The 14521-nt window shown below is 53.0% G+C and carries 11 protein-coding genes and 3 tRNA genes; 9 read left to right on the forward strand and 5 right to left on the reverse strand.

Features of this window, described 5'->3' with window-relative positions; genetic code table 11:
- Positions 1–53 precede the first annotated feature (53 nt).
- Positions 54–140: transfer RNA gene (locus QM016_RS04880), tRNA-Leu, on the forward strand.
- A 71-nt stretch (positions 141–211) separates the two neighbouring features.
- On the opposite strand, the gene QM016_RS04885 is transcribed toward QM016_RS04880, so the two are convergent.
- Complete coding sequence (locus QM016_RS04885) at positions 212–430, reverse strand: DUF6724 family protein (RefSeq protein ID WP_016477633.1); 219 nt, start codon at positions 428–430, stop codon at positions 212–214.
- 142 nt (positions 431–572) lie between these two features.
- Here QM016_RS04885 and serS point away from each other — a divergent pair, with 142 nt between their 5' ends.
- Positions 573–1856 (forward strand): serine--tRNA ligase, encoded by a 1284-nt coding sequence (gene serS, locus QM016_RS04890; protein ID WP_282710533.1) that lies wholly within the window; start codon positions 573–575, stop codon positions 1854–1856.
- Positions 1857–2030: 174 nt separating this feature from the next.
- Positions 2031–2384, forward strand: coding sequence for a hypothetical protein (locus QM016_RS04895; protein ID WP_016477631.1), 354 nt, complete (start codon positions 2031–2033; stop codon positions 2382–2384).
- 111 nt (positions 2385–2495) lie between these two features.
- On the opposite strand, the gene QM016_RS04900 is transcribed toward QM016_RS04895, so the two are convergent.
- The 4 genes from QM016_RS04900 to QM016_RS04915 form a co-directional block, all read right to left on the reverse strand.
- A tRNA-Arg gene (locus QM016_RS04900) sits at positions 2496–2572 on the reverse strand.
- 107 nt (positions 2573–2679) lie between these two features.
- Positions 2680–2770, reverse strand: a tRNA-Ser gene (locus tag QM016_RS04905).
- Positions 2771–2829: 59 nt separating this feature from the next.
- The gene (gene gluQRS, locus QM016_RS04910) at positions 2830–3777 is read right to left on the reverse strand and encodes a tRNA glutamyl-Q(34) synthetase GluQRS (RefSeq protein ID WP_282710534.1); all 948 of its coding nucleotides are present in this window, start codon (positions 3775–3777) and stop codon (positions 2830–2832) included.
- A gap of 4 nt (positions 3778–3781) precedes the next feature.
- The gene (locus QM016_RS04915) at positions 3782–4423 is read right to left on the reverse strand and encodes a GNAT family N-acetyltransferase (protein ID WP_282710535.1); all 642 of its coding nucleotides are present in this window, start codon (positions 4421–4423) and stop codon (positions 3782–3784) included.
- 186 nt (positions 4424–4609) lie between these two features.
- Between QM016_RS04915 and purH the strand changes: the two genes are divergently transcribed.
- From purH to QM016_RS04945, 6 genes are all read left to right on the forward strand, one after another.
- Positions 4610–6208, forward strand: a complete 1599-nt coding sequence (purH, locus tag QM016_RS04920) for a bifunctional phosphoribosylaminoimidazolecarboxamide formyltransferase/IMP cyclohydrolase (RefSeq protein WP_282710536.1) — start codon at positions 4610–4612, stop codon at positions 6206–6208.
- 54 nt (positions 6209–6262) lie between these two features.
- Positions 6263–6922: a hypothetical protein gene (locus QM016_RS04925; RefSeq protein WP_282710537.1), complete on the forward strand. Its 660-nt coding sequence runs from the start codon at positions 6263–6265 to the stop codon at positions 6920–6922.
- Positions 6923–7239: 317 nt separating this feature from the next.
- Entirely contained in the window at positions 7240–10800 is a 3561-nt protein-coding gene (gene nifJ, locus QM016_RS04930) for a pyruvate:ferredoxin (flavodoxin) oxidoreductase (protein ID WP_282710538.1), read from the forward strand.
- A gap of 302 nt (positions 10801–11102) precedes the next feature.
- Positions 11103–12068, forward strand: coding sequence for a carbamate kinase (gene arcC / locus QM016_RS04935; RefSeq protein WP_016477625.1), 966 nt, complete (start codon positions 11103–11105; stop codon positions 12066–12068).
- A 200-nt stretch (positions 12069–12268) separates the two neighbouring features.
- The gene (locus tag QM016_RS04940) at positions 12269–13684 is read left to right on the forward strand and encodes a MurT ligase domain-containing protein (protein ID WP_016477624.1); all 1416 of its coding nucleotides are present in this window, start codon (positions 12269–12271) and stop codon (positions 13682–13684) included.
- On the forward strand, positions 13677–14423 hold the full coding sequence (locus QM016_RS04945; protein ID WP_282710539.1) for a glutamine amidotransferase: 747 nt from the start codon (positions 13677–13679) through the stop codon (positions 14421–14423). Before QM016_RS04940 ends, QM016_RS04945 begins: the two co-directional genes overlap by 8 nt.
- The last annotated feature ends 98 nt before the right edge of the window (positions 14424–14521 follow it).

A 14521-nucleotide genomic window follows, 5' to 3' on the forward strand; every position in this document is an offset into this window, starting at 1 on the left:
TGTATAGGAATCTCGTGCAAGAAATGTGGAAATGTAGTATTATTGCCGAGCACGCGGGCGTGGCGGAATTGGCAGACGCGTATGCTTCAGGTGCATATGGGCAACAGCCCGTGGGGGTTCAAGTCCCTTCGCCCGCACCATGTATATGAAAACCCCTGCTTATAGGCAGGGGTTTTGTATTTGATACGCTAGTATGTACGTTACGAGTAATCTACTTGTTGTCTTCGTCAAAATCCGACCATCCGCTTTCGGCGTCGTCAAACAAGTCCCAATCTCCCTCGCTCTTCTCGTGATTGTAATACCGCTTTTTTGTTCTGCGTTCCAGAACGAGAGAGATGAGAAGAAAGAGGAGGATACCACCGCCGACGAGGCATAATACGCCGGTCTGATCAGTAAAGAGCCATGTGAAAACATCGCCAATCATATTCATGAAGTAACTCCAAAACGTGAACAAACACTACCTATCGGGCAGTACAAGTATATACTTGAAAAATTGCAACTGAAATTGTAACTGCGTAAAATCACGGGCGTGCAGGATTAGGACGCGCTCTGGCTATACAAGGAGATACCGAATGCTTGACATCAGGTTTGTTCGTGAGAATCCCGACGTTGTTGACGCCGCTTGCAAATCCCGTCAAAACGCCCATTGGGATCGCGAGAAATTCTTCAAACTCGACGGGGAGCGACGCGAAGCAATCGTTGAGGTAGAAGGATTGCAGGCCGAGCGCAATACCGTTTCCAAGCAAATCGGACAGCTTATGCGTGAAGGCAAAGCGCAGGAAGCAGAAGCGGCAAAAAAGCAGGTTGCGGCCAATAAAGAGCGCATTGCCGAGCTTGACCGCAAGCGGGATACGGTGGAGGAGGAGCTCAAGGCGCTCGTAGCCGCTATCCCCAATATTCCCGATGAGTCGGTTCCCTACGGTGCGGACGATTCTGAAAACCCCGAGGTTCGTCGCTGGGGAGTGCCCACCGAGTTTGATTTTGAGCCGAAGGCTCACTGGGACCTTGGCGCTGACCTCGGCGTTATTGACTTTGACCGCGGCGTCAAGCTTGCCGGCACACGCTTCTATCTTTTGAGCGGTCTGGGCGCCCGCATGGAGCGCGCGCTTATCAACTTCATGATTGATTGCCACAATGAGGCGGGGTTCAAAGAGTTTTGGCCGCCGGTCATTACTAATCACGACTCGCTTTTTGGTACAGGCCAGCTGCCCAAGTTTGAGGACGACCTCTACCATGTGCAGCCTGACTTGTATCTTATTCCTACGGCGGAAGTGCAGCTGACCAATATTCACCGCGATGAAATCCTGGATGGAACCAAGCTGCCCCTTTTCTATACGGCATTTACTCCATGTTTCCGTGAGGAAGCAGGATCGGCGGGCAGAGATACTCGAGGCATCATTCGTGTTCACGAGTTTGACAAAGTTGAGATGGTCAAATTCGCCAGGCCTGAGGATTCTATGAATCAGCTTGAGTCCATGGTAGCGGAAGCCGAGAAGATCCTTCAGCTGCTGAAGCTCCCGTATCATGTGGTGATATTGTGCACCGGCGACCTTGGATTCTCTGCGGCCAAGTGCTATGACATCGAGGTCTGGCTCCCGAGCTATAACAACTATAAAGAGATATCTTCCTGCTCCAACTGCAAAGATTTCCAGGCTCGCCGCGCTAACATCCGTTTCAAGGATTCCGCCGGCAAGAGTACGCAGTTAGTGCATACGCTCAATGGCTCAGGCCTTGCGGTCGGTCGCACCATGGCTGCGATTCTCGAGAATTATCAGAATGCCGATGGATCTGTGACCATTCCTGAAGCTCTCGTTCCTTATATGGGCGGCGTTGAAGCCATCCGCCCTGAAGCCTAGGGTGGAGTTGCGCTGAGAGCAGCAGTTCTTGTGCTATGTGACTCGTGTCCAAGACGATTATGTGCGGATACCGTACATCTTTTGGCACTAACCAATTTCTTTTAATTTCTAGTAGAACTGATGTTCTAAATATGCTAAAATAGGATATGAAAAAAGCAGAGGGAGGAGAGCCAAATGAAGTGCATGAACGCAGACAAAGAAGAACTTACCGTTACCGTTTCTGAGGATGGAAGTCTTACGTTTAGAGAGTATGTATCCGGCAATCCTGCTCAAGTTGGATTTGGAGAAGTTGAACATGCAACGTATCTGCTGCTGGATTCTAAAAATGCGAAGGTATTGCGGAAGGTCTTGAGTACTGAACGGCCTGAGCAACACGTCATCGATAGGTCGTTTTGGCAGACGTTTATACAAGAAGTCGAGTTTCTTTCAGATATTCTCGATATGTGCGATGCGCATAAAATCCGCTATACCTATAAGGCTTTGGGCTCTGAAAGCAGTTATTGTCTCAGAGAGTCTTCTCAAGAGTAGCGTGTTCGCATAGAGTACAGACAGCAGGTACAAACGTGGCTTGCAGTGTGTACGTTGGCGTGGTGCTTGAGATAAAAGAAAAGGGCTCACGAAGGAGCCCTTAAAATTCAATGGTGCGGCGTATAGGATTCGAACCTATGACGCCCTGATTCGTAGTCAGGTCCTCTATCCAGCTGAGGTAACGCCGCGTGCGACAAGTATCATGACAGAATTGCGCATAAAGTGCAAGAGGTTTGAGGAAAATTTTAAAGAAAAACCCTTTGCCCGGGAAAAGACAAAGGGAAATAGCAAAAAATGGCGGAGAGCTGGGGATTCGAACCCCAGATGGGCTTTGGGCCCATACTCGCTTAGCAGGCGAGCACCTTCGGCCTCTCGGTCAGCTCTCCGAAATAGGTGCTTGAGAATGATACCCCGAACTTGCGAATGTTACAACCGGCAGCACGGATTAAAAGGCAAAAGCGTCGCGTATATTCACGTTTGCGCGGTGCTTTCGAAGCGGCTCCCATGCAAAACGTTCGGCAACATCATCGGCAAAGAGCCGCTCGCGCGGATTGGCCAGACCTGCTGCCGCGGCAAGCAATCCGATGATCCTCTCAGCAGGTATCCCGCAGGCTCTCAAAGTGCCGAGGTCAAGGTCTTTATCACGTTTTGAAAGACGTCGTCCATCGGCGCTCACTAGGAGAGGGATATGGGCATATGCCGGTGTAGGATATGCAAGAAGGCGCTGCAGATAAATCTGGCGCGGAGTTGAAAGAAGCAAATCCGATCCTCGGACTACTTGAGTTACCCCGGTAAGAGCATCGTCAACAACGACGGCAAGTTGATAGGCAATGATATGGTCGCTGCGCTGAACCAAAAAATCACCGCAGTCAATGGAGAGGTTTTCTTGTTGAAAACCATACACAAGATCGGTGAAGCTGATGGTGCTCGACGGATCATGTGCATCGGGAACCTTCAGGCGCATCGCGGGAGCTTTTTCCAGAAGCCTCTGTGCAACTTCATTCTGAGAAAGGTTTCTGCAGGTGCCTTTATAGACATAAGTTCCGTCGGACGCATGGGGAGCAGTTGCGGCGTGGAGATCTGCTCGCGAACAAAAGCACGGATACAGCAGATCCTTTGACTGCAGCTGCGCAAGAGCATCAAGGTAGATCTCCTGGCGCTGGCTTTGAAAAATCGGACCCTCGTCCCAATCAAGGCCGAGCCAGTGGAGGTCATCCATAAGAAGTGATGCGTTATGGGGGTCTTGCGCGCGCGGGTCAAGATCCTCAATGCGAAGTATGATTTTTCCACCCGCCGACCGTGCGGCTGCCCAGGCCATAAGGGCGGAAAAAGCGTTGCCAAGGTGCATGCGTCCCGAGGGGCTGGGCGCAAATCTTCCGATTACAGTATCCATGGCGTTAGAGATCTAAAGCATAGAGATAGGCTGTTTCCGAGTAGTCCTCCGCGGGGAAAACCTCAGCAGACGAGACGCGCTCAAGCCCTTTATAGTCGTAGAAAGAAAAGTCACAGCCATCGTCAGTTGCAAGAAAAAAGCCCCTGGCGTTTTGAGATATGAAGAAGTTGATAACTTTTGAAAAGAGAAGCCCACCTATGCCGTGCCCCTGCTCTTGGGGATCGATGCAAAATAGAGTAATCTCCCAAGCGGCACGCGGGTCATTGGAGCAGCGAAATGCTTTAATGAGCTTTGATTCGGTTTTGATGTATTGATAATTGAGCTCATAGTATCGGGAGCCCTCGAGGGCTTCTGCAAGATGTTGCGCAGACACTTTAATGAGGCGCCATGGTTTAGTCGTAGGGTTGTTCTCGCCGTTTCCGGCAAAAATAAGACCGACAATTTTGTGGTTCTTCTCAGCAACGCAGAGGTATTGCGAGACGGAAAGGTAGTAGGAGGCGTCACTTCGTGAGGACAGGAATGCCTCTTCAGAGGAGCCTTCTGTATGCCAAACTTTGGCGATGAGGTCGCATACCGCGTCAAAGTCCGATGGTTCAAAAGGACGGCAGATAAGGTCATTTGTTTTTGGCGCGCGGGTACGCGGCATGGTATCCTCCGGGCATTGTGGTCTAGGGCGCAAGCGATTTCTCATAAGCAAGCGCTTGTACGTTATGAGGTTGTTTCAAGATAGCACATGCCTGCTGCATAAAGGTACGCGATGCGCTACGCTTTGTGAGAAGGCGGCTGTGTCCGCCAAATAGAGTGCCGGTAACGCTCATACAAAGGAGAAGCTATGGCGGATGGCGAGATCAAACGCGCGTTGATTTCGGTTACGGACAAAACGGGAATCGTTGAGTTTGCTCGGGCGTTGGAGTCGGAATTTGGCGTTGAAGTGATATCGACAGGAGGTACCGCTCGTGCGTTGGAAGAAGCCGGCGTGAAAGTGATACCCATCGAAACATATACGGGCTTTCCCGAGATGATGGATGGCCGGATCAAAACACTTCACCCGCGCGTACATGGAGGCTTACTGTGTCGACGTGATAACTACAAGCACAAAGAGGACGCGGCGGCTCATGGCATCAACATGATTGATTTGGTCTGCGTGAACCTGTATGAGTTTGAAAAAACAGTGGCAAAACCAGGCGTGACACGCGCTGAGGCTATCGAACACATTGATATCGGCGGACCCTCGATGCTTCGTTCGGCCGCTAAAAACAATGATTTTGTGACCGTTGTGAGCGATCCGGCTGATTACGAGGCCATTCTTGCGGAGATGCGCCAGCATGGCGGAGCGACAACGCTTGAAACTCGTCAATGGCTTGCGCTCAAGGTCTTTGCAACTACTGCATCGTATGACCGCGCAATCGCAGACTATCTATCCGGCGTGGTCAGCGAGAAAGATAGCGCGGCCCCTGACTTCCCGGATACGCTTGTGGTGAAAGCGTTTAAGGCGCAAGAGCTTCGGTATGGCGAGAATCCCCAGCAGGCCGCAGCGTTTTATCGAACGGCAGATGCCCCCAAGCACTCGCTTGCGCGCGCAAGACAGCTGCAGGGAAAACCACTTTCTTACAACAATCTGCTGGACAGCGATGCCGCGTGGACTGCTGTCAGAGAATTCGAGGAGCCGGCGGTTATTATCCTCAAGCACCAAAATCCCTGCGGTTCCGCAACGGCGGAAAACGTTGTTGAAGCGTATGACCGCGCATTTTCCTGCGATCCCGTTTCGGCGTTCGGAGGTATTATCGCCGCCAACCGAGAAGTCCCTCTTGAGCTCGTAGAGCACATCGCTGACGTGAACAAGCAGTTTGTTGAAGTGCTTATCGCGCCGGGATATACCGCGGACGCGCTTAAGCGGCTTGCGAAGAGAAAAAATTTGCGAGTATTGGAAACCGGCGGCATCGACCGTAGCTGCGGGCTTGAAATGAGAACCATTGACGGCGGCATGTTGGTGCAAGATCTCGACCATGTGGATGAAAGTGTCAACTCTTTTACGGTTTCGACAAAGCGGCAGCCGACGCAAGAAGAGATGGACGATTTGATGTTCGCGTGGAAAGTGGGAAAGACCGTCAAATCCAATGCGATTCTCGTCGCGAAAAACCGGGCGGGACTGGGCATGGGTCCCGGACAGCCCAACCGAGTCGACGCGGCGCTTTTGGCATGCGAGCGAGCCGAGAAAGCATGCGAGCGCATGGGAATTCCGGCTGCCGGTCTTGTCGCCGCGTCCGACGCGTTTTTCCCATTCCGCGATACGGTTGATGTTTTAGCCGCTCATGGGGTTTCGGCTATCATTCAACCGGGAGGTTCAGTCAGGGACGAGGAGTCCATTGAGGCCTGCGATGAGCACGGTATCGCCATGGTATTCACGGGAGTGCGTCACTTCAGGCATTAGAGGTATGAGGCGGCGGCCAAGAAGCACAACGAGAAGGTTAGGCGGTAGTACAGCATGGATACAGAGGAAGCACAGGCAGCAGAGAACTACAGGCCGGGAACACCGGCGGTGATTTGCCGCTGGCGGCTTGCTGGTAAGACCCTTCCCCTTGAAAATCGTCATTTGCATGCGCTTGGCAAGAGGCGCATTGACGGCAAGGCGATCTCTCCGCATCTTATCGCTTGGGCAAAACAGCACATAGAAGGCACTCTTCAAGAAGGCTCGGCTGAAGATCCCGATGGCGTTTTGCTGCTGGTTATTGATGAACAAGGAAGGGCAGCCATGGCTGTCGGTCCCTATGAACCGCTCGAAGACAGCTCACTTTTGGCTCTTGCTACCCGCGCGTGCGCGGCTCAGCGAGAAGCAGCAAAGACAGGATGCGCTCCTGAGGTACTCTGGGTCGCAGACAAGGGAATTCTCACCATAGGCAAGGACGTGTCCGCTGCTTCGGCGGGGGCGCTGTCGCTTGCGTGTGACATCGCGTCAACGCTTGGCTATCGGATGGACTTTCAGGAGAATCTGGCCGCAGAAGTTCTGGCGGGCGCAACGGGCTTTGATGAAGTTTTTCTCGTCTCTGACGAGCATGGCGTTGTACAGGCTGCTGACGCGAAAGGAAAGATTGGCGCGGAGCTTGCGGCTGATTTGGAAAAACTGTATGAAAGCAAGCGGCGCTGACATATCAAATCTGTAAAGGATTTTATTGAAGAAGCGCATAGTATCAGGCTAGTGTACTGCGGTCTGGTAGATGTTTGCTGGTAGTAATTCCTACCAAAAAATAGGGATTACCATCAGCGGAATTTTGATATATTTTGATACTTATTTGAGTAATAATAAGAAGAAGTATGCGACCCTTATCGGCCATGCCAAACCCACGCTGACGTTTCGTGGAGAAGCGCGACGTTTCGGCTACCCAGGGTCAGTTTGTAGAGGATCGTGTCGCATCGTACGTCGCCTGCAGCTTAGTACGGCTGCAGATAAGGCAAGGAGAGGATATGGCAAGAAAGTTTAAGTCCATGGACGGTAACAACGCAGCGGCTTATGTGTCGTATGCGTTTACCGAGGTAGCGGGAATCTATCCCATTACCCCGTCCAGCCCGATGGCCGATTATGTCGACCAATGGTCTGCTCAAGGTGTCAAGAACATCTTCGGTTCTACCGTCAAAGTCGTTGAGATGCAGTCTGAGGCCGGCGCGGCCGGCGCTGTCCACGGTTCTCTTGGAGCGGGCGCCCTCACGACAACATATACGGCCTCACAGGGCCTGCTGCTTATGCTGCCCAACATGTACAAGATAGCCGGCGAGCAGCTGCCGGGCGTTTTCCACGTTTCGGCGCGTACTGTCGCCACTCACGCGTTGAACATTTTTGGCGATCACTCGGACGTTATGGCCTGCCGCCAGACCGGCTTCGCTATGCTTGCTGAGGGTAATGTCCAGGAAGTTATGGATCTTGCTCCCGTTGCTCACCTTGCGGCGATTGAGGGCAAAGTTCCGTTCCTGAACTTCTTTGACGGCTTCCGCACCTCGCATGAGATTCAAAAGGTTGCCGTTTGGGACTACGATGACCTTGCAGACATGTGCGATATGGATGCCGTTCAGGCCTTCCGTGACCACTCTCTGAACCCCGAGCATCCGCATGCCCGCGGCTCACATGAGAACGGTGATATCTTCTTCCAGCACCGTGAGGCGTGCAACGCCGTCTATGATGAGCTTCCGGCAGTCGTTGAGAACTACATGGACAAGATCAACGCTAAGCTCGGCACCGATTACGGTCTCTTCAACTACTACGGCGCTCCTGACGCAGACCGCGTCGTTATTTGCATGGGCTCTTTCTGCGACACTCTGGAAGAGGTTATCGATTACCTCAATGCTCATGGCGAGAAGGTCGGTCTGGTGAAGGTTCGCCTGTACCGTCCGTTCTCGGTAAAACACTTTGTTGACGTTCTCCCCGAGACTGTCAAGAAGGTTGCCGTTATGGATCGTACTAAAGAGCCCGGATCTGTCGGCGAGCCTCTGTACGAAGACGTCGTCTCCGCACTGTATGAGGCTGGCAAGAGCAACCTCACTGTCGTTGGCGGCCGTTACGGTCTTGGCTCCAAGGACACGCCTCCTTCGTCAGCCTTCGCGATTTTTGAGGAGCTCAAGAAGGATCAGCCTCGCCACGAGTTTACAGTTGGCATTGTGGACGATGTCACCAATCTTTCTCTGCCTGAGGATGCTGACGCTCCTAATACTGCGGCCGAAGGTACCATCGAATGCAAGTTCTGGGGTATCGGCGGCGACGGCACCGTTGGTGCCAACAAGAACTCCATCAAGATCATCGGCGATCACACTGATAAGTATGTCCAGGCCTACTTCCAGTATGACTCCAAGAAGACCGGCGGGATTACCATCAGCCACCTGCGTTTTGGAGACCACAGAATTCGCTCTCCGTACTACGTTACCAAGGCGGACTTTGTCGCATGCCATAATCCCGCCTACATCACCAAGGGCCTCAAGATGGTGCGCGATGTCAAGCCGGGTGGAACCTTCCTGGTCAACTGCCAGTGGGACGCCGAGGAATTCTCGCATCACTTCCCGGCAGAGGCTAAGCGCTATGTTGTCAAGAACAACATCAGCGTGTATCTCATCAACGCCATTGACCTTGCTAAAGAGATTGGTATGGGCAAGCGCACCAACACCATTCTTCAGTCCGCTTTCTTCGCGCTTGCAAAGGTGCTCCCCGAGGCCGACGCGCTGCAGTATATGAAAGACGCTGCGACTCATTCCTATCTGAAGAAGGGCCAGAACATTGTCGATATGAACCACAAGGCTATCGACGCTGGCGCAACTGCATTCAAAAAGATCGAGATTCCTGCCGATTGGGCAAATGCCGAGGACGCTCCTAACCCCATCTCTCTTGAGGGACGTGCGGCTCTCCTCAAGCAGGTACAGGAGATTATGAATCCTGTGTCTCGCATGGAAGGCGATTCTCTGCCTGTATCCGTGTTCAAGGAGCATGCGGACGGCCAGTTTGAGCTGGGTGCGGCCGCGTATGAGAAGCGCGGTATCGCCGTTATGGTGCCTCGTTGGAATGACGCCAAGTGCATTCAGTGCAACCAGTGCGCCTACGTTTGCCCGCACGCGGCTATTCGTCCCTTCGTTCTTACCGATGAAGAGGTCGCTGCGGCTCCCGCGTCCGCTGTCTTTAAGGACGCCGTTGGGCCCAAGGCCAAGGGTATGAAGTTCGAGATTGCTGTTTCGCAATTTGACTGCACCGGCTGCTCCAATTGCGTGTACATTTGCCCGGCTGACGCCCTTACTATGGTTGCCGCTGAAGAAGAGCAGCCTAAGCAGGAGATTTTTGACTACTCCGTGGCTCATGTTGCCGAGAAGCCCGAGCTGGTTGCAAACAACGTCAAGGGTTCGCAGTTCAAAAAACCGCTCCTTGAGTTCTCCGGCTCCTGCGCAGGTTGCGCGGAAACCAGCTATGGCCGTCTGGTGACGCAGCTGTTCGGTGACCGCATGTATATCTCCAATGCAACCGGTTGCTCTTCCATTTGGGGTAATCCCGCGTCCTGCTCGCCCTTTACCACCGATGCGAACGGTCATGGTCCTGCATGGAATAACTCCCTGTTTGAGGACAACGCTGAGCACGGTATGGGTCTTATGCTGGGTCATCAGGCGGAGCAGAAGCACCTGCTGGATGTTGCCCAGAAGCTTTCCGAGTCTTCCGAGGCAAGTCAGGAGCTCAAGGATGCGGCCAAGGCGTGGATCGATTCCGTTTCCGATGCCGCGTTGAGCAAGCAAGCCGCTGAGGCTCTCGTAGCTGAGCTTGGCTCGTCCAACACTCCTGAGGCTGCGGAACTTCTCGCTAATAAGAGCTATCTCACCAAGAAGTCCTTCTGGATCTTCGGCGGCGATGGCTGGGCGTACGACATCGGCTTTGGTGGCCTTGATCATGTTCTCGCTTCCGGCGAAGACATCAATGTGTTCGTTTTTGACACCGAGGTGTACTCCAACACGGGCGGCCAGGCTTCCAAGGCGTCCCGTCTTGGTCAGGTCGCGCAATTTGCGGCGGCGGGCAAGGATGTCAAGCAGAAGAACCTCGCTGAAATTGCTATGACGTACGGCTACGTTTACGTGGCGCAGGTTTCTATGGGCGCTAACCTTGCTCAAACCCTGAAGGCAATTGCTGAGGCTGAGGCCTATCCCGGACCTTCGCTCATCATTGGCTACTCGCCGTGTGAGATGCACTCCATCAAGGGCGGCATGGCTCACGCTCAGGAAGAGATGAAGAAGGCCGTGGAGACGGGGTACTGGAACCTTTACCGCTTCAATCCTTCCGCGCCAGTTGGCAAAAAGTTCACGCTTGATTCCAAGGCGCCTGCTGGCGGCTATCAGGAATTCCTTATGAACGAGGCGCGCTATAGCCGTCTGACTCGCGAGTTCCCCGAGAATGCTGACAAGCTGTTCAAGGAGAACGAGGCCGCGGCAATGGCTCGCTATGATCACCTTGTTCGCCTCAAGGCGCTCTATGCTTCTGAGACTGACAGCGAAGAAGAGAAGAAGAACTAGGCGCACGTTTGGTTCTTCTGCGGCGCTCAACGCTTGATTTGAGGTATGTCGCGCCGCTTGGCCGGGTCAGGAAGAGATTTCCTGGCCCGGTGTTTCTTACTTGAAAAGAGGAGCTGTAGCTCATATGAGGTTGCCGTTTCAGGCCTCATCTTCCGGGTTCTTCTCGCGTTCCAATAGTGCGGAAAGTCCGCACGCGAGAGGTGTGCGGCGTAAAAAGACCGTTGACCCTGTATGTTCTAGGCAGTTGGAGTGCTCTGAAGTATAGTAGCCACGGAGGTTCATACTAACTAACGGAGGGTACTATGCAAGATTCGTCTTACAAGACAAGCCGCGTTGTCATTGCTCTTGGTGGAAACGCTTTGGGAGATACTCCCGAGGAGCAGATCAAGCGGGTACGGGAGGCCGCGCCCACGCTTCTTAAGGTCATCGAACAAGGCAATGAAATCATCATTACCCACGGCAATGGCCCGCAGGTAGGCATGATTCAAAAGGCGTTTGCCCTCGCGCATGACGAGGACACTTCCATTCCGAAGATTGACCTTCCGGAATGCGGCGCCATGTCCCAGGGCTACATCGGATACCACCTTCAGCAGGCAATCGGCGCGTCCATGCATAAGGCCTACAAGAGGTGGCACGTTGCCTCTGTCGTGACGCAGATTGAGGTAGACCCCGAAGATTCCGCCTTTGAGCATCCCTCCAAGCCTATCGGACAGTTCATGTCTAAAGAGCAGATGGAAGAAGAGAAGAAGCTGCATCCTGAGATGAGCTTTATGGAGGATTCGGGCAGAGGGTATCGTCGCGTTGTCGCGTCGCCGGAACCGAAGAAGATTGTTGAGTACGAGAGCATTCTGAATCTTTTGGACAACGAGTTCATCGTCATCGCTTGCGGCGGCGGTGGAATTCCTGTTGTGAGGGATTACACCGACAAGGGAGCGTATAAGGGCATTGCCGCCGTCATCGACAAGGATATGGGCGGCGAGCTGCTGGCGGAAGATTGCCAGGCCGATACTCTGGTTCTTCTCACTGCTGTCGATCATGTAGCCATCAATTTTGGCAAGCCGGATCAAAAAGACCTTGAGACCCTGACGTGCGAAGATGCTGAGGCCTATCTTGCCGAGGGTCAGTTTGGCAAGGGTTCCATGGAGCCAAAGATTCGCGCAGCCATCAAGTTTGCGAAGTCCCGTCCGGGCCGCGTATGCATTATCGGTTCGCTTGAAAAGGCAGCCGAGGCGATGGCGGGCCTTTCAGGTACGCGTATCAGCATGTAAACAGCGGGTACCGGCGTGGCCGATAGTGCTTCAAGTGCCTCGTGCAATGCCGCAACTCTATTGTGACTCTTACGTCCCTTACGAAACAGGTAAGGGACGTTTTTGTGACAGAGGTGGCGAGAAACCCCATGGAGTCCAAAGCTCCGTCCATTACATGCTAAAATGTGTATTTCTGTGAACAGTATGGAGAGAGAGTAATCGTGACCAACATACGAAGTAGATTCTTTCCACTTGCCTTCCTTGCAGCGAAAGCGACCATTGGGGCGCTCGATCTTACGGGACATGCGGGAGGAACCTTGCCCGGCGCCATTGCCGAGGCTATCGACCCGGCATTTTTAGGTGACATCGCGAAGCCGGATCAGATTGTGTTCATCTCGGGCACCAACGGAAAAACCACCACCAACAATCTGCTCAATGACCTGTTGGCTGACAACGGCTACCATACGGTGACCAATCGCGTGGGAGGAAACATCTCAAGCGGTTTTGCAAGCTCCTTTGCGCGCAATACCACCTTTGGAGGCAAGGTTAAGAACAAGCTGGCGGTGATGGAGTTTGATGAGCTCTCCGGTCCTCGCATCTTTCCTTTCTTCCAGCCCGATATTCTCGCGGTTACCAACCTCTTTCGTGATACGTTTTCACGCAGCGCCACTCCCGACTTCGTTTTTGACGTGATGAGCAAGGGTATTCCCGCCGATACGCATCTCATTCTCAACGCCGACGATATGATTTCCTGCCGTCTGGCGCCTCAGTGTGAACACCGTACGTACTTCTCGATTGCGCATCTGGACGAAGACACGCCGGAGCCTATGGGAATCGTCAGCGACTTGACGGCATGTCCCATCTGCGGCGGAAAGCTGCGGTGGGACTACGCTCACCTTCGCCACCTTGGTAAAGCGACCTGTGAGGAATGCGGTTTTACGAACCCGCATCCTGATTATGAGGTTGTCTCGGTCAACAAGACCGACCATACCTTTGTCGTGCGCGAGAACAACGCTCCTGGAGCGCCGGCCTATACCTACAGGCTCAACAGCTACTCCATCGTGAATCTCTACAACATGCTGACCTGCGTCGTGACGGCCCGTGAAATGGGTCTGACGCCCGAGCAGATTGCCCGCTCGCTTGAGAGCGACATCAACATCGCGGAATCACGCTACAACGAGATTGACTACAACGGTCATCGTCTTATCAGCATGGCATCTAAGGGCGAGAATGACACCGCTACTTCGGTTACGCTGGATATCCTGCGCCGTCAACCGGGCGACAAAGCTATCGTCATCATGATTGCTGACGCCTATATGGCAAAGGCGAAAGACCAGACGGAATATATCGGCTGGTATTATCAGACTGACTTTGAGGTGCTCAATGACCCCAGTGTCAAACAGGTAGTTCTGTATGGCGACACCTCCCTTGACCTTTTGGTTCGGCTGCGTTTTGCGGGCATCGATCCCAAGAAAACCTTTGTGGCGTCTACGCCTGAAGAAACTGCCGATTGTATTGATTTGGCCGCCGTGCAGCATGTGTTTTACGCGCATGGGCTCTACAACGGTGGCATTGCTGATGTCAGCCGCCAGCGAATTCTTGAACGCTTAAAGGACATGGAGGCCGCCCATGAGTAAGCCTGAAACAAAAGTCGAAATTCTGTACCCGGAGTATGGAAATCAGGGCGGCGACAATGGCAACTACCTCTATGCAGAAGCCTGCCTTCCCAAGGAGAGCATCGTTCACACCATGCATGGCGACAAGCCTTACTTTGTTGACCATACTCCTTCCGGTATCTTGTTGGGTGGCATGACCGAGGCTCAGCAGGAATTTGTGCTTGAACGCCTCATGCCGTACAAAGATCGCCTGGCAGAGCTTGCTGACGCGGGTGTTCCCATGATCTTCTCGGGAAACGTGGCGGATCTTTTAGGGCAAGCCATTATCAATCCGGACGGGTCGCGTATCGAAGGCCTGGGTCTTTTCGCGTATACGACCACGCGCTATATGCCGCGCCGTTTTCATGACGTGCAGGTTGGCTCTTTTAGTCCGGGCAATGGCGAGAAGGACTTTGACGTTGTAGGTTTTAAGATGCAGTTCACGCTTACTGAAGGCGACAACTCCTCCTCGTACTTCATTAAGAATTCAACCGGATTTGGTATCAACAAGAAAAGCAAGCTCGAAGGATTTCGCCGGGGCAACTGCATTGCAACGTGGATTATTGGTCCTCTGCTTCCGCTGAATCCCTATCTCATGCGATGGTTTCTGGACGCTATGGGGGAGCAGGAAACGCCGCTGGCTTTTGAAGAGGAAGCCGTTGCAGCTTATGAGAAACATCGCCGCGAGATGGTATATCCTGGGATGCACCTTCACTACTAAACTGTTGATATAAAAGTATTGCGTTTGCCGTCGATGCGTTTAGCGGTTACTATAGATATTGTTTCAATAAACACCTGCATGTCAGCATAGGTTAAGGG

The sequence above is a fragment of the Lancefieldella sp. Marseille-Q7238 genome, from assembly GCF_949152215.1.
Taxonomy (GTDB): Bacteria; Actinomycetota; Coriobacteriia; order Coriobacteriales; family Atopobiaceae; genus Lancefieldella.